This is a genomic window from Streptomyces sp. NBC_00859 (genome assembly GCF_045161865.1).
In the GTDB taxonomy this organism is placed as follows: Bacteria; Actinomycetota; Actinomycetes; order Streptomycetales; family Streptomycetaceae; genus Streptomyces.
On record NZ_CP108826.1, the window covers coordinates 1947668 to 1962134 of the forward strand.

13 protein-coding genes are annotated in these 14467 nt (G+C 71.2%); 3 read left to right on the top strand and 10 right to left on the bottom strand.

Translation table 11 applies throughout. The features are described from left to right. Positions 1–47: 47 nt before the first annotated feature. The 6 genes from hflX to miaA form a co-directional block, all read right to left on the bottom strand. On the bottom strand, positions 48–1565 hold the full coding sequence (gene hflX / locus OG584_RS07960) for a GTPase HflX (RefSeq protein ID WP_405776459.1): 1518 nt from the start codon (positions 1563–1565) through the stop codon (positions 48–50). A 150-nt stretch (positions 1566–1715) separates the two neighbouring features. Next, complete coding sequence (locus OG584_RS07965; protein WP_405776461.1) at positions 1716–3173, bottom strand: M1 family metallopeptidase; 1458 nt, start codon at positions 3171–3173, stop codon at positions 1716–1718. 67 nt (positions 3174–3240) lie between these two features. Then, complete coding sequence (locus OG584_RS07970) at positions 3241–5394, bottom strand: RelA/SpoT family protein (protein ID WP_405776463.1); 2154 nt, start codon at positions 5392–5394, stop codon at positions 3241–3243. A 172-nt stretch (positions 5395–5566) separates the two neighbouring features. Next, positions 5567–6439, bottom strand: coding sequence for a diaminopimelate epimerase (gene dapF / locus OG584_RS07975; protein ID WP_405776465.1), 873 nt, complete (start codon positions 6437–6439; stop codon positions 5567–5569). 45 nt (positions 6440–6484) lie between these two features. Beyond that, a complete protein-coding gene (locus tag OG584_RS07980; RefSeq protein WP_405783926.1) occupies positions 6485–6946 on the bottom strand; it encodes a hypothetical protein in 462 nt (153 codons plus the stop codon). 105 nt (positions 6947–7051) lie between these two features. Next, a complete protein-coding gene (gene miaA / locus OG584_RS07985) occupies positions 7052–7990 on the bottom strand; it encodes a tRNA (adenosine(37)-N6)-dimethylallyltransferase MiaA (RefSeq protein ID WP_405776467.1) in 939 nt (312 codons plus the stop codon). A 182-nt stretch (positions 7991–8172) separates the two neighbouring features. Here miaA and OG584_RS07990 point away from each other — a divergent pair, with 182 nt between their 5' ends. Together OG584_RS07990 and OG584_RS07995 are read left to right on the top strand one after the other, a co-directional pair. Further along, positions 8173–8403, top strand: coding sequence for a gliding motility protein (locus tag OG584_RS07990; protein ID WP_405776469.1), 231 nt, complete (start codon positions 8173–8175; stop codon positions 8401–8403). Between the two features lie 29 nt (positions 8404–8432). Then, positions 8433–8675 (top strand): antitoxin, encoded by a 243-nt coding sequence (locus OG584_RS07995; RefSeq protein WP_405776471.1) that lies wholly within the window; start codon positions 8433–8435, stop codon positions 8673–8675. A 66-nt stretch (positions 8676–8741) separates the two neighbouring features. Here OG584_RS07995 and OG584_RS08000 read toward each other — a convergent pair whose 3' ends face one another. The 3 genes from OG584_RS08000 to OG584_RS08010 form a co-directional block, all read right to left on the bottom strand. Further along, the gene (locus OG584_RS08000; protein ID WP_405776473.1) at positions 8742–9452 is read right to left on the bottom strand and encodes a class III extradiol dioxygenase subunit B-like domain-containing protein; all 711 of its coding nucleotides are present in this window, start codon (positions 9450–9452) and stop codon (positions 8742–8744) included. A 42-nt stretch (positions 9453–9494) separates the two neighbouring features. Beyond that, positions 9495–10997: a tRNA (N6-isopentenyl adenosine(37)-C2)-methylthiotransferase MiaB gene (gene miaB, locus OG584_RS08005; RefSeq protein WP_405776475.1), complete on the bottom strand. Its 1503-nt coding sequence runs from the start codon at positions 10995–10997 to the stop codon at positions 9495–9497. An 85-nt stretch (positions 10998–11082) separates the two neighbouring features. Beyond that, the gene (locus OG584_RS08010) at positions 11083–11715 is read right to left on the bottom strand and encodes a CBS domain-containing protein (RefSeq protein WP_405776477.1); all 633 of its coding nucleotides are present in this window, start codon (positions 11713–11715) and stop codon (positions 11083–11085) included. Positions 11716–11901: 186 nt separating this feature from the next. Between OG584_RS08010 and OG584_RS08015 the strand changes: the two genes are divergently transcribed. Then, positions 11902–12897, top strand: coding sequence for a TAXI family TRAP transporter solute-binding subunit (locus tag OG584_RS08015; RefSeq protein ID WP_405776479.1), 996 nt, complete (start codon positions 11902–11904; stop codon positions 12895–12897). Positions 12898–13062: 165 nt separating this feature from the next. On the opposite strand, the gene OG584_RS08020 is transcribed toward OG584_RS08015, so the two are convergent. Further along, a complete protein-coding gene (locus OG584_RS08020) occupies positions 13063–14460 on the bottom strand; it encodes an ATP-binding protein (RefSeq protein WP_405776481.1) in 1398 nt (465 codons plus the stop codon). Between the last annotated feature and the right edge of the window lie 7 nt (positions 14461–14467).

Consider the following 14467-nt stretch of genomic DNA (forward strand, 5'->3'; position numbering starts at 1 on the left):
GGCCCTCGGCCATGGCCCACCATTACCGGGCTCCGGCAATGCTGCCGTCAGGGAGCCACAGGCACGTACGGCGCCAGATCAGCGGCCAGTTCCTCGTGCACCAGTGCCTTGAGCAGAGTGCCCTCCGGGGTGTGCTCCTCGGAGATCACTTCGCCGTCGGAGTGCGCGCGGGCCACGAGCTGCCCTTGTGTGTACGGCACGAGCACCTCAACGGCGACCTTCGGCCGAGGCAGTTGCTCGTCGATCAGCGCGAGCAGCTCGGCGATGCCCTGCCCCGAGCGGGCCGACACCGCGATGGCGTGGCGCTCGATGCGCAGCAGGCGCTGCAGCACGAGCGGATCGGCCGCGTCCGCCTTGTTGATCACCACGACCTCCGGGACGTCGGTGGCACCGACCTCGCGGATCACCTCGCGTACCGCGGCCAGCTGTTCCTCCGGCGCCGGGTGCGACCCGTCCACGACGTGCAGGATCAGATCGGACTCGCCGACCTCTTCCATCGTGGAGCGGAACGCCTCGACGAGATGGTGCGGCAGATGCCGGACGAACCCGACGGTGTCCGCGAGGGTGTAGAGCCGCCCGCTCGGTGTCTCGGCCTTGCGCACGGTCGGGTCGAGGGTCGCGAACAGCGAGTTCTCCACCAGCACACCCGCGCCCGTCAGCCTGTTCAGCAGGGAGGACTTGCCCGCGTTGGTGTACCCGGCGATGGCGACCGACGGAACCCTGTGGCGCTTGCGCTCCTGCCGCTTGATGTCGCGTCCGGTCTTCATCTCCACGATTTCCCGGCGCATCTTCGCCATCTTCTCGCGGATCCGCCGCCGGTCCGTCTCGATCTTGGTCTCACCCGGGCCACGGGTGGCCATGCCGCCCCCGCCCCCCGAGCCCGCGCCGCCCATCTGCCGGGAGAGCGACTGGCCCCAGCCGCGCAGCCTCGGCAGCATGTACTGCATCTGCGCCAGCGCGACCTGGGCCTTGCCCTCCCGGGACTTGGCGTGCTGGGCGAAGATGTCCAGGATCAGCGCCGTACGGTCGACGACCTTGACCTTGACGACGTCCTCGAGGTGGATGAGCTGGCCGGGGCTGAGCTCACCGTCGCACACCACGGTGTCCGCTCCGGATTCGAGCACGATGTCCCGCAGCTCCTGCGCCTTGCCCGAACCGATGTAGGTCGCCGGGTCGGGCTTGTCGCGCCGCTGGACCACGCCGTCAAGCACCAGTGCGCCCGCCGTCTCCGCGAGGGCCGCCAGCTCCGCGAGGGAGTTCTCCGCGTCCTGAGCGGTGCCCGAGGTCCACACGCCCACCAGCACCACACGCTCCAGGCGCAGCTGCCGGTACTCGACCTCGGTGACGTCCTCGAGCTCGGTCGAGAGGCCCGCCACCCGCCGCAGTGCGGCGCGCTCCGAGCGGTCGTACTGGTCACCGTCCCGCTCACCGTCGATCGAGTGGCTCCAGGCGACGTCCTCTTCCATCAGGGCATCGGCCCGAAGGCTCTCGTTGAAGCTCTGCGCTTCCTGCTTGTGCGCTTCCTGCTCGTGCGCGTCCTGGGAAGTGGAAGAAGAGGAGGTCATTGGATCCTTACGTCGAAGCCGCTGGAAAGATTCGTTCGTCAGTCACAACGCGTGACGGCCTCCGATGATTCCCTGAGGTCCCACCGGTTCCGGCAGCGCCCGCCGACGGGTCGATAGTGACATGGTGCGCTCACGCCCGTCACCCGGGTTTCAGCCCTTGTGGCCCTGGCGGGGCCGGGCGCTGCGCCAGTCCGGGTGTCCGGGCATGGGCGGCGTCTTCTTCCCGTACAGCCACCCCTGGAAGAATCCGGTGAGGTCCCGCCCCGCGATCCGCGAGGCCAGCGCGGCGAAGTCCGCACTGGTGGCCGACCTGTCCCGGTAGCGGCTCGCCCAGGTGTGCTCCACCCTCGCGAAAGCGGTCCCTCCGATCTCGCGGCGCAGCGCGTAGAGCACGAGCGCGCTGCCGTCGTAGACGACCGGCCGGAAGATGCTGATCTTCTGTCCCGGCTCGGGCGCCCTGGGTGCGGCCGGGGGGCCACCGCTCGCCCGCCAGCCGTCGGATGCGCGGTACGCGTCGCGCATCCGGGTATCCAGCGTCTTGCCGCCGTGTTCATCCGCGTAGAGCGCCTCGTACCAGGTGGCGTGGCCCTCGTTCAGCCAGAGGTCGGACCAGCTGTGCGGCGAGACACTGTCGCCGAACCACTGATGTGCCAGCTCGTGGACCATGACCGAGTCGACGTACCACTGGGGATACGAGGTCCCGGAGAACAGTGAGTGTTCGAAGAGGGACAGCGTCTGGGTCTCCAGCTCGAAGCCGGTGTCCGTGTCGGCGATGAGGACCCCGTACGTCTCGAAGGGATACGGTCCCGCCTTGGACTCCATCCAGGCCAGCTGACCGGGGGTCTTCCGCAGCCAGGGTTCCAGTTTCTTCGCGGCGGCCGCCGGCACGACGTCGCGCACCGGCAGTCCGTGGGGCCCGCTCCGGTGGATCACCGCGGAGTCGCCGATCGACACCTGGGCCAGCTCGGTGGCCATCGGGTGGCGTGTCCGGTAGGTCCAGGTGGTGTGGCCTGCCCGGGTCGTCCGGGGCCCGGGGAGGCCGTTGGCCACAACGGTCAGTTTCGGTGGGGCGGTGATCCGGAACGTGAAGAAGGCCTTGTCTGCCGGGTGGTCGTTGCAGGGGAAGACCCGGTGTGCGGCGTCCGCCTGGTTGGCCATGGCCAGACCGTCGGCCGTCCGCACCCAGCCGCCGTCCGCCGCGCCCCGCGGATCGCTGGTGTGCCGCACGGTGATCCGCAGCGGGCTTCCGGCGCGGACCGCGCTCCGCGGCGTCACGACCAGGTCCTCGTCGGCCGTCTCGAACCGGGCGGGCTCGCCGTTCACCTCCACGGAGTGCACGGTGCCGCGGGCGAAGTCGAGGTTGATGTGCCGCAGCATCGCCGTGGCCCGTGCCTCGATTCTGGTCACGGCCTCCAGCGGCTTGTCGTTACTGCCCGGGTAGGCGAGACCGATGTCGTACGAGCGCACGTCATACCCGGGGTTGCCCAGGTGCGGGAAGAGCGGATCGCCGATGCCGAGAGGGACGGGAGCGGGCAGAGTCGCGGCGACGAGGGCAGCCGATGCGGCCGCCAGCAGGACGGCTCGCGAGCGCCGGGAGATGAACAGCATGGACTACCGCTACCAGCCCGTGCCCCACGCGCCCCGGCGCAGCGCGCCGGGCCACCCGAACGTGTGGTCAGGCGGTGGCCGGATGCTGGGCGCGGCTCACGTCGTACACGCCGGGTACGTCCCGCATGGTGCGCATGAGGGCGGGAAGCCCGGCGGCGTCCGGGAGTTGCAGCGTGTAGGTATGGCGTACGCGCTGCTCGGACGGCGGCTCCACGATGGCGGAGACGACCGCGACACCCGCTGTGGCGATGGCCTCGGTGAGGTCGGCGAGGAGTTGCGGGCGTCCGAAGGCCTCGGCCACCAGGGTGACTCTGCAGTCGCCGGACGCACCCCAGTTCACTTCGACCGGCGGACGTCCCAGAGCCAGCATCCGGGCCACCGAAGGACACCTCTCACGGTGGACCGTGACGGCCCCGCCGCGCACGGTGAAACCGGTGACGGCGTCCGGCGGCACCGGCGTGCAGCAGCCTGCCAGCCGCACCGTCGCGTGCGGCACGTCCACGACGGCCCCCACGGCTGCCCTGCGCATCGCACCCCCGGTCACCGAGACGCTCGGCCGGGGGGCGGCGGCCGGGGCCGCCGCCCCCTCGGGGTGGGCGGCGAGCCAGCTCGTGATCGCGATCCGCGCGCCGGGTGTCCGTACATGGCCGAGCCAGTCGGGCGAGGGGCCGGAGGCGGTGTCTCCGGTGAGCAGCAACTGGACGGTGTCGCCGTCGCTCAGCACCGTACTGAGGGTCGCCAGGCGCCCGTTGACCCGTGCGCCGATGCAGGAGTGTGCCCTCTCGCCGTGCTGCGCGTAGGCGGCGTCGACGCAGCTCGCCCCCGCGGGCAGGCCCAGCGTGCCGCCGTCGGCCCGGAACACGGTGATCTCGCGGTCCTGCGCCAGGTCGGCACGGAGCGTGGACCAGAACGTGTCCGGGTCGGGGGCCGACTCCTGCCATTCGAGAAGTCTGGAGAGCCAGCCGGGGCGGGTGGGGTCGGCGCGTACGCCGTCGGCCTCGTCGCCGGGGGCACCGGCGTCGGCCGGCCCGGCACTGCCGGACTGCGGGCCGTCCGGCGGCACGTAGGGATTGCCCAGAGCGACAACCCCGGCCTCGGCGACCTTGTGCATCCGGTGGGTGCGGATGAGGACTTCGGCGACGGAGCCGCAGGAACTGGCGACGGCGGTGTGCAGCGACTGGTAGAGGTTGAACTTGGGCGAGGCGATGAAGTCCTTGAACTCGGAGATCACCGGGGTGAAACAGGTGTGCAGCTCTCCCAGTACGCCGTAGCAGTCGGCGTCCTCGCCGACGAGCACCAGCAGGCGGCCGAAGTCGGTGGCACAGAGTTCACCGCGTTTCATCCTGACCCGGTGGACGGAGACGAAGTGCCGTGGCCTGATCAGGACTTCGGCGGTGATCCCGGCCTCCCTCAGCACCTTTCTGACATCCTCGGCGATGGTCACGAGGGGGTCTGCCGCGGCGTCCTGGGCGGCGATGAGGGCGCGCGTGATCCCGTACTCCTCCGGGAGCAGGATCGCGAAGACCAGATCCTCCAGCTCGGTCTTGAGCGCCTGCACACCGAGCCGTTCGGCCAGCGGGATCAGCACGTCGCGGGTGACCTTGGCGATCCTGGCCTGCTTCTCGGGACGCATCACACCGAGGGTGCGCATGTTGTGCAGCCGGTCGGCGAGCTTGATCGACATGACCCGTACGTCGTCACCGGTGGCCACGAGCATCTTGCGGAAGGTCTCGGGCTCGGCGGCGGCCCCGTAGTCGACCTTCTCCAGCTTGGTCACGCCGTCGACGAGATAGCAGACCTCGTCGCCGAACCCCTCCCGCACCTGGTCGAGGGTCACATCCGTGTCCTCGACGGTGTCATGGAGGAGGGAGGCGGTCAACGTCGTGGTTTCGGCGCCCAGTTCGGCGAGGATCAGGGTCACCGCGAGCGGATGCGTGATGTACGGCTCGCCGCTCTTGCGCATCTGGCCGCGATGGGATGTCTCAGCCAGGACGTACGCCCGCCGCAGGACGGCGAGATCGGCGTCCGGGAAGTGCGCGCGGTGGGCCTCGGCCACATGGCCGATGGCGTCGGGCAGCCCGCCTCGCGAGGCAGGACCGAACAGTGCGGCTCGGCCGATTCTGCGCAGATCGATTCTGGCACGGCCGCGTCTGCGGCCCGGATTGTCCACCGGACGGATCTCCGGGGACGCACCGTTGGGGCTGGTGGCCTCTGCACTCATGGCACCTCCGGCAGTGTCGACCGGCGGTGGACCGCTGCGACTGAGCGCCCCGGGCCGGTGCTTGATGCTACCGAGCCCACCACGCGGCGCCCGCCCCCTCCCGCCCAGCGTGAAACGGATCACCCATTCGAGCGAAGTCCGGTACCTCTGCGGACACGCCGGGAACGGGCCCCTAGGCCAGGGCCGTTCCCCGGAACGCGGCGTCGAACGTGCCCTCCGCGACGATCACCGCGGGCCCCGTCATCTCGACCTCGCCGTCCGGCAGCTCGGTGATCAGCAGCCGCCCGCCGGGGAGGTCGACCGTGTATGTCACCGGCTCGCCGGTGACAGCGGGGTCGACGCCGTCCCTGCGGGCCGCCGCGACGGCCACGGCGCAGGCGCCCGTGCCGCAGGACCGGGTCTCGCCCGAGCCGCGCTCGTGCACCCGCATGGCGACGTGGCGTTCACCGCGGTCCACGACGAACTCGACGTTGACACCGTCGGGATAGACGGACGACGGCGCGAACTCAGGCGCGGCGAGCAGGGCCCCGGCATCCGCCAAGTCGTCCACGAAGGCGACGGCGTGCGGGTTGCCCATGTTCACGTTCAGCGCGGGCCAGCCCCGGTCGCCCACCGTGACGGTGACACCGTCCGCGGGGAGCACGGCCCGGCCCATGGAGACCGTGACATCGCCGTTCGTGGCGAGGTGGACCCTCTTCAGGCCGCCGCGCGTCGCGACGGCGACATCTCCGGCTTCCACCAGTCCGGCGCGCTGGAGGTGGCGGGCGAACACCCGGACCCCGTTCCCGCACATCTCGGCGATCGAGCCGTCGCCGTTGCGGTAGTCCATGAACCACTCGGCCTCGCCCGCCATCGCCTGTGCCTCCGGGTGCGCGGCGGACCGCACGACGTGCAGGACGCCGTCACCGCCGATACCCGCGCGGCGGTCGCACAGGGCGGCGACCACGGCTGCGGGCAGGTCGATGACGTTGTCCGGGTCAGGGACGATCACGAAGTCGTTCTCGGTCCCGTGGCCCTTGAGGAAGGCGATCCGTGAGGTGGTCACCCAGCCATCGTACGAGGTGGGCGCCGCGACGGTGAGCGGGCGGGCTCAGCGCAGCCGGGCGACGCGCCAGACGGCGAGTGCCACGATCACAGCGAAGGCGAGGACGTAGAGCCCGGCCACCCGCCAGTCGGGGCGCACTCCCGACCCCCGGGCCGGCAGGCCCGGCCAGGTGTAGCCGACCCGGCGGGCCGCCATCATGCCCCAGCCGGCGGCGCAGCAGCTGATGAGCAGCCCGAGCATCGCGACCACGGGCCCGCCGTCACCGAACTCGAAGGCGAGCGGGAACGCGAACATCAGCGATCCGACGGCCGCCAGGCCCACGATGGGGGCGAGCTGCCAGATGCGCATCCGGCGCTGCGGCCTGAGCTCCACCTCGACCTCGGGGGCGGCGTCGGCGATGTCCTGGGCGTCGGGGCCGTCGGGGCTCAGCCGCGGGGCCTCCGCGAGGCTTCCCTGATCACTGCCGGGTTCGCTGTCGCGTTCCCTGTCGCGAGGGCCGGCCTCCATCGCCACACGCCCTCCCACTCGGACTCCACTGTCGATCGCAGATCGATGATGGCACGCCCCCCGGCCCCGGACTGACGGCCTGAGCGTCCCGATGCCATCACGTGATCAGGCTGTGACCGCTCGTTCGACCAGGGCGAGCGCCTGCCCGGGAAGTTCCGTCCGGTCAGCTGCCGCGCCGCTGAGCCAGTGCACCCGTGGATCGCGGCGGAACCACGAATCCTGGCGGCGCGCGAAGCGTTTGGTGGCGCGTACGGTCTCGGCGCGGGCCTCGTCATCGGTGCACTCCCCCGCGAGCGCCGTGAGCACCTGCTGGTACCCGAGGGCGCGTGACGCGGTGCGTCCCTCCCGTAGTCCCTGGGCATCGAGGGCGCGGACCTCGTCCACCAGCCCCGCTTCCCACATCCGGTCGACGCGCACGGCGATGCGCTCGTCCAGCTCGGGGCGGGCGACACCGACGCCGATCTGCACGGTGTCATAGACGGGGTCGGGGCCCGGCAGATTGGCGGTGAAGGGCTTTCCGGTGATCTCGATCACCTCCAGGGCCCGGACGATTCTGCGGCCGTTGCCGGGCAGGATAGCCACGGCCGCTTCCGGGTCGGCGGCTGCGAGGCGGTCATGGAGCACTCCGGGGCCGTGCCGCTCCAGATCGTCCTCCAGCCGTGCCCGTACGGCGGGGTCGGTGCCGGGGAACTCCAGTGCATCGATGGCCCCGCGGACGTAGAGCCCGGAGCCCCCCACGAGGACCGGCACCCGCCCAGCGGCGAGGAGCCGGTCGATCTCCGCGCGGGCGAGTCTCTGGTACTCGGCCACGCTGGCCGCCTCGGTCACGCTCCAGATGTCGAGGAGGTGGTGCGGAACGCCCCCGCGCTCTTCGAGGGTCAGCTTGGCGGTCCCGATGTCCATGCCCTGATAGAGCTGCATGGAGTCGGCGTTGACGACCTCGCCGCCGAAATGCCGGGCGAGAGTGACGCCCAGATCGGACTTTCCGGCCGCGGTGGGACCGACGACGGCGATGACCCGCGCTGCGGGAGCTGCTCTTCTCACGGCCTCAGTCTCGCAAACCCGGCGGGCTGTCCCCGAATGAGTTACGTGACGGCCGGGCGCCCGGATCCGTTTGCTGTTCCGAGGTTCCGGCCGACGGCTTTCGACCGATGGCCCCGGTCGGCGCAATCGGGCGCTCCGGGTGGTGAGGAATTTCGGCCACACGAGTACGTTATGGAGTGAATATGAGTATTTTTGCAGTGTTTCGCCGGAAGACGAAGGACGTCGTGGCGGAGTCGGACGGGGACACCCGGGTCGATGATGCTCCGGCGCAGGACCCGGCGCCCGACGACAGCACCGGGGAGCCCTCCGCCGACGTGTCCCTGGAGGACTCGGGTGCGGGTGTGGAGATCCCCCGCCAGCAGTCCGCGGCTGCGGCCGCCGACAACGAAGCCGGTGAGGGCGTTCGCAAGTAGAACGCTCTCCTGAGGGAAGTAGGCATGCCATGGGATTCCTGGACAACCTGAAAGCCAAGATCGGACCGGCCAAGGACAAGGTCTCCGACCTCGCGCAGCAGCACGGGGGCAAGATCGGGGAGGGCCTGGACAAGGCCGCTCACACGGTCGACACCCGGACGAACGGTAAGTACAGCGACAAGATCGAGTCCGGCACCGGCAAGGCCAAGGACGCCCTGGAACGCCTCTCGCGCAAGGACGGCGACGGCACCACGCCGCCCACCGCTTCCTGAACCGGCGCGGCGGGCGGCCGCGGAGCAGCTCGCTCCGCGGCCGCCCGCGGTGTTCCGGGGCAGCTGTCAGGACCAGGCTGCGACGTAGTACCCGACGCCGTACGGAGCGTCCTCGTACAGCAGCCTGCCGCCCGGCTCCGTGCCGTCGGCGGCGCCCGCGAGGACCTGCCACGGCGCACGGCCGGCCGCCTTCAGGTCGTACGCGAGCGGGGCGTCGAGAGCCTCCAGCCCGGCGACGTCCGCCGCGCCCAGCGCCCGTGCGGCAGCAGCGTCGAAGCCGGCGGCGCGCTCGTCGAGGTATCCGGGCGCCTTCAGTGTGCGGCAGGCGCTGCCGTCTCCCATGACGAGCAGGGCGACGCGCCCGGCACGCGCGGCCAGCTCCCGCCCGGCGGTCAGACAGCGCGCGGGCTCCAGCGATTCACCGACGCCGAGCCCCTCGACCGGGCAGGCCGCCCAGCCGGCCCGTTCCAGCAGCCAGCCGGCGACCGAGAGGGAGGGCGGGAGTTCCCCTCCGGCTCCTGGGTCCGCCGTGCCCAGCCGTACCCGGAGGTCCACCCCGAATCCGCTGAACGAGCCGGTGGCCCCCTCGGGGTGCGGCCCGCTGCCCTCGGCACCGGCGGGTCCCACGGCGATCAGCAGATCGGGCCGGGCGGCGGCGAGCACCCCGACAGCGTCGAGGCAGGCGGACCGCGCACCGTCGAGTTCGGGTGCCGCGCCCGCGGCCACCTCCGGCACGAGCAGTGGCGGGCAGGGACACACAGCGGCGGCTACGAGCATGATCGGCAGCCTAGCCCGCGGCCGGTCCCGTCCGGGCCGGAGCTAGTCGCAGCCACAGCCCCCGGCCGCGGCCGGTTCCACCGCCGGGGCGCCGATGCCGGGGAGTCCGAGCATCACGCCCGCCGGCTTCGCTGCCGCGGCGGCGGTGCGCTTCTCCCAGGCGTCGCCGGAGCGCGTGCGGCGTACGGACGTGGTCGGCCCCTCGGCGAGCAGGTGGTGGGGCGCCGCGTACGTGATCTCCACCGTCACCACATCGCCGGGCCGCACTTCGGTGTCCGGCTTGGTGAAGTGCACCAGCCGGCTGTCGGGTGCCCGCCCGGAGAGCCGGTGCGTGGCACCGTCCTTCCGGCCCTCCCCCTCGGCCACCATGACGTCCACCGTGCGTCCGACCTGCGTCTTGTTCTCGGTCCAGGAAATCTCCTCCTGGAGCGCCGAGAGCCGCATGTAGCGGTCCTGGACGACCTCCTTGGGGACCTGGCCGTCCATGGTCGCGGCCGGCGTTCCGGGCCGCTTGGAGTACTGGAAGGTGAAGGCCTGTGCGAAGCGCGCTTCACGGACCGCGTGCATCGTCTGCTGGAAGTCCTCCTCGGTCTCGCCGGGGAAGCCCACGATGATGTCGGTCGAGATCGCCGCGTGCGGGATCGAGGCCCTCACCTTGTCGATGATCCCGAGGAAACGCTCCTGCCGGTAGGAGCGCCGCATCGCCTTCAGAACGGCGTCCGAACCCGACTGCATCGGCATGTGCAGCTGCGGCATCACGTTGGGCGTCTCGGCCATCGCCGCGATCACGTCGTCGGTGAAGTCCCTCGGATGCGGAGAGGTGAAGCGGACCCTTTCGAGCCCTTCGATCCGCCCGCAGGCGCGCAGCAGTTTGGAGAACGCCTCCCGGTCGCCGATGTCCGAACCGTAGGCGTTGACGTTCTGGCCGAGCAGCGTGATCTCGGAGACGCCTTCGTCCACCAGCGCCTCGATCTCGGCGAGGATGTCGCCGGGCCTGCGGTCCTTCTCCTTGCCCCGCAGCGCGGGCACGATACAGAAGGTGCAGGTGTTGTTGCAGCCGACGGAGATGGAGACCCACGCGGCGTACGCGCTCTCGCGCCGGGTCGGCAGTGTCGAGGGGAAGGCTTCGAGCGACTCGGCGATCTCCACCTGGGCCTCGCCCTGGATACGGGAACGTTCCAGCAGCACCGGGAGCTTGCCGATGTTGTGGGTGCCGAAGACGACATCGACCCACGGAGCCCGCCGGACGATCGTGTCCCGGTCCTTCTGCGCCAGGCAGCCGCCGACCGCGATCTGCATACCGGGGCGCGTGGTCTTCATCGGGGCGAGCCTGCCCAGGTTGCCGTACAGCTTGTTGTCGGCGTTCTCCCGTACCGCGCAGGTGTTGAAGACGACGACATCGGCGTCCCCGTCGGCGCCCTCCGGCGCGCGGACGTATCCGGCGTCCTCCAGAAGGCCCGACAGCCGTTCACTGTCGTGGACATTCATCTGGCAGCCGTAGGTGCGGATCTCGTAACTTCGGTTCAGGGCGTCCTGCGCGGTCATGTCACCAGGGTAGGCGGTGCCGGGCGGAGCTCCCGCCCGGCCCGTGGACGGGGGTGGCCGCGGCCGGCTCGCGGCCGCGCCGTCGTCAGTTCGCGCCGGCGCCGTCGTCGAGGTCGTACTGCAGCCGCTCCGAGACGTCGACCACCCCGTCCACTCCCCGGCACAGCCGCACCGCCGCCGGAATCACGCTCCGGCGCTCGACGACGCCGCTGAGCATGACGTGGCCGTCGCTGACGTCCACCGTGATCGCGGAGGGCGAGAGACCCAGGGACCGGGTCAGGACTCCCTCGAGTACCTCCTCCTGGATCGCGCGGTCGCGCCGGAGGAAGACCTGGAGAAGGTCGCTGCGGCTGATGACCCCGGTCAGTCTCCCGTCGCCGTCGACCACAGGCAGCCGTTTGATGCTCCGGGCCTCCATCAGCCGGCCCGCCTCGACGATCGTCCAGCCGGGCTGCGCCACCACGGCCGGGCTCGTCATCAGCCCCTCCGCCGTGGTGGCCTCGGTCTTGGAGTGCTGGTCGCCCTCCTGCCGGACGGCGGGCAGCAGTGCGGTCAGGCCCAGTTGCTTGCGGAGCAGATCGGCCTCGGACACCACGCCCACCGGCCGGTCGTCGTCATCGACGACGGGGACGGCCGAAATGCGGTGTTCGGTGAGCAGCCGGGCGATCTCCTTCAGGAACGTCCCCCGCTGCACCCGTACGACATCCGTCGACATCATCTGTCCGACAGTCCGACCAGTTCGACTCGACGTCACTGCAGTCCTCCGGGGCACGGTCCAGCGGCAAGGGGCTGCCGACTGGTGATCAATAGTGACAGCCATGAACCGGACCTGATAATTCCGATCTGGTACGCGTCCGTCGGCTCCCCTGTTCGCCGGGGGGCACGAACTGGCAGGATCGCGCGCATGTCCAAGGCACTGTCCCGCATCAGCCGCCGCCGCGCCCTGCAGGGGACGGCGGCCGCACTGGTGGTCTCCGGGCTGCTGATGTGGTGGCTGCTGCCCATCGGCCCGTCCTCCCCGCACGGGACCGTGACCTTCAGTACGGGGGTGCGCACCGGTGTCTACCAGCTCTACGGGAAGCTGCTCAGCCCCACACTCACCCACGACATGCCAGGGGTGCGGATCAGCCTGCAGCCGAGCGAGGGGTCCCAGCAGAATCTCGCCAGGGTGGCGACGGGCAAGGCGGACTTCACCATCGCGACCGCCGACGCGATCGCGAAGTACCTGGCGGACGGCAAACCCGGCGCGGACCGGCTGCGCGGCTGCGCGCGGTTGTACGACGACTATGTGCAACTCGCCGTCGAGGACGGCTCCACGGTACGGCGCGCCGCCGATCTGCGGCACAAGCGGGTGGCCGTGGGGCAGCCCGGATCCGGTGTCCGGCTGATAGCAGACCGCGCGCTGCGCGCCGCCGGGCTGGACCCGGACAAGGACATCACGCCAGTACCCGCCGGGATAGACACCAGTCCGGATCTCCTGAAGGCGGGCAGGATCGACGCGTTCTTCTGGTCGGGCGGGCTGCCGACCGACGCGGTACGCGATCTGGCCGCCCGCGATCCGATCCGGCTGATCCCGCTCGACGACCTGGTGACCAGGCTGCACGCGGCGGGCGGTACGACGCGCTACTACCGCTCGGCGGTCATGCCCGCCGACGCCTACCGGCAGGCCCGTAACGGCGGCCCCGTGCCCACCGTCGCGGTTGCGAACGTTCTGGTCACCACCGACCGGGTCGACCCCAAGCTGACGGAGGGCTTCACCCGCAGCGTGATCCGCAGCCGCGACCGCATCGGCCGGCAGGTGCACGCGGCGCAGCTGGTGGACGTACGGACCGCGATCTACACCGACCCTCTGAAGCTGGACGAGGGCGCCCGGCGCTACTACCGGTCGGTCAAACCCTAGGCCCTGTCCGCGAGGTCGCGCCCGGCACGCGACGCCCGATACGCACTCCGGCCGCACCGGACTCCGCGCGCCCGCCCTCCGGGCGACGCCGCGACGTCGCGGACACGGCCTGGGGCCGGGCCCCGTCCGCAACGGTTCGGACTGCGGGAGAGGCGCCGGCCGTGCTCAGGGGCTGCCCGGTTCGGTCCGGGGCACTGTGACGGTCACCCGCAGCCCGTGGGGCTGGTTCTGTTCGTACGAGATCGAGCCGTGTCCCGCCGTGAGCAGGGCGCGCGAGATGGAGAGACCGAGGCCCGAGCCCTTGATGTTCTGGTGGTGACCGCTGCGCCAGAAGCGGTCACCGATCCGGGCGAGTTCGTCCTGGCTCAGGCCCGGTCCGCCGTCGGCGACCGTGACCTGGGAGAATGAGCCGTGGGATGCCGCCTCGACCCTCACTTCCTCTCCCCCGTCCGTGAATTTCAGCGCGTTGTCGATCACGGCGTCCAGCGCGCTGGAGAGCGCGACGGGGTCGGCCCAGGCAGTGACCGCGGCGGGGCCCCCCGTGGTGAGCCGGACGCCCTTGGCGTCGGCCACCGGGTGCCAGGCGGAGACGCGTTCGGCCGCCAGCTCGGCCATGTCGATGAGCCGCAGCTCGGCCGCGGTGTGCTCGGCGAGCGCGAGGTCCAGGAGGTCGTCGAGGACCTGACCCAGCCGCTTGCCCTCGGTGCGCACGGAAGCGATCTCCTCATTGCCCTCCGGGAGTTCGAAGGCCAGCAGCTCAATCCGCAGCAACAGCGCGGCGAGCGGGTTGCGCAGCTGATGGGACGCGTCGGCGACGAAGGCCCGCTGCTGCTCCAGGACGTCCTCGACGTTGTCCGCCATCTCGTTGAACGACCGGGCCAGGCGGCGCAGTTCCGGCGGCCCGCCACCCGGGGCGACCCGTGACTTCATCAGTCCGGTCGCGATGCCGTGCGTGGCGGCGTCCAGTGTCCGCACCGGCAGCAGCACCCAGCCCGTGAGCCGGAAGGCGGCACCCACCGCGAGCAGCATCGCACCGGCCTCCCCCGCCGCGATCAGCAGCCAGCCCCGGACGATCCCCGAACGCATCTGGCCGGTGGGCGAGTCGGTGACCACCACCGCGATCACGTCACCGTTCCTGACGACGGGCGACGCGACGATCAGGCGTCCGCGCTGCCAGGGCCAGATCTGCCCCGGGTCCCGGCTGCGCCGTCCGGCGAGCGCGTCCTCGAAGGCGATCCTGCCCTCCCCGCCGACCGGTACCGTCCAGTCCTGCGGGGCGGCGGCCATGGCCATGCGGTCCCGGTAGAAGACCCCGGCCCGGATGCCGTACACCGTCTGGTACCGGGCGAGTTCCTCCTGCAGCGTGTCGTGCCGCTCCCGCTCGCTCGCCGGTATCTCGGTGACGAACTGCGCCTCCTCCGCCATCCGCGCGGTGTCGTCGATCCGGTCGACGACCACGTTCTGCTGCGCGGCTGCGGCCACGCTCAGCGCGAGCGGGAAGCCGAGTGCGAGCAGCACTCCGGCCATGAGGACGATGAGCAGGGGGAGCAGACGCGCGCGCACGGCCGGG

Excerpts from the sequence above, each read along its gene's own strand:
- hflX (WP_405776459.1), bottom strand. The coding sequence starts at position 1,565 with ATGACCTCCTCTTCTTCCACTTCCCAGGACGCGCACGAGCAGGAAGCG.
- OG584_RS07965 (WP_405776461.1), bottom strand. The coding sequence starts at position 3,173 with ATGCTGTTCATCTCCCGGCGCTCGCGAGCCGTCCTGCTGGCGGCCGCA.
- OG584_RS07970 (WP_405776463.1), bottom strand. The coding sequence starts at position 5,394 with ATGAGTGCAGAGGCCACCAGCCCCAACGGTGCGTCCCCGGAGATCCGT.
- OG584_RS07980 (WP_405783926.1), bottom strand. The coding sequence starts at position 6,946 with ATGGAGGCCGGCCCTCGCGACAGGGAACGCGACAGCGAACCCGGCAGT.
- OG584_RS07990 (WP_405776469.1), top strand. The coding sequence starts at position 8,173 with ATGAGTATTTTTGCAGTGTTTCGCCGGAAGACGAAGGACGTCGTGGCG.
- OG584_RS07995 (WP_405776471.1), top strand. The coding sequence starts at position 8,433 with ATGGGATTCCTGGACAACCTGAAAGCCAAGATCGGACCGGCCAAGGAC.
- OG584_RS08000 (WP_405776473.1), bottom strand. The coding sequence starts at position 9,452 with ATGCTCGTAGCCGCCGCTGTGTGTCCCTGCCCGCCACTGCTCGTGCCG.
- miaB (WP_405776475.1), bottom strand. The coding sequence starts at position 10,997 with ATGACCGCGCAGGACGCCCTGAACCGAAGTTACGAGATCCGCACCTAC.
- OG584_RS08010 (WP_405776477.1), bottom strand. The coding sequence starts at position 11,715 with ATGATGTCGACGGATGTCGTACGGGTGCAGCGGGGGACGTTCCTGAAG.
- OG584_RS08015 (WP_405776479.1), top strand. The coding sequence starts at position 11,902 with ATGTCCAAGGCACTGTCCCGCATCAGCCGCCGCCGCGCCCTGCAGGGG.